The organism is Pseudomonas sp. MD330_10 (assembly GCF_042610415.1).
Classification (GTDB): Bacteria; Pseudomonadota; Gammaproteobacteria; order Pseudomonadales; family Pseudomonadaceae; genus Aquipseudomonas; species Aquipseudomonas rhodesiae.
Genome location: NZ_JBHGZU010000094.1, coordinates 1 through 261 on the forward strand (window position 1 = coordinate 1; position 261 = coordinate 261).

Annotated in this window: 1 protein-coding gene; it reads right to left on the minus strand. The window is 70.5% G+C overall.

From position 1 onward, the window contains the following. Window positions 1-243, minus strand: a 243-nt coding sequence (locus tag ACFZPT_RS26760; RefSeq protein WP_379559139.1) for an EAL domain-containing protein, incomplete at its 3' end; no start/stop codon positions are given. Window positions 244-261: the final 18 nt, after the last annotated feature.

The window sequence follows — 261 nt, forward strand, 5'->3', positions numbered from 1 at the left end:
CGGGATGAACTCCGCCGGCGACACCTCGCCCAGCTCCGTGCTGTGCCAGCGCAGCAACACCTCGGCGCCGCCCATCTGCATGGTCGTGGCATCGACGATGGGCTGGAAGCGCAGCGACAGCTCGTCGGCCGCCAGCGCGCGCCGCCGGTGGTGCTCGAGCTGGAAACGCCGCTGTGCCCGCTGCGACAGCCGCGCGGTGAAGACGCGATGCTGGTTGCGCCCGTTCTGCTTGGCGTTGTACATGGCGGCATCAGCGCAGCG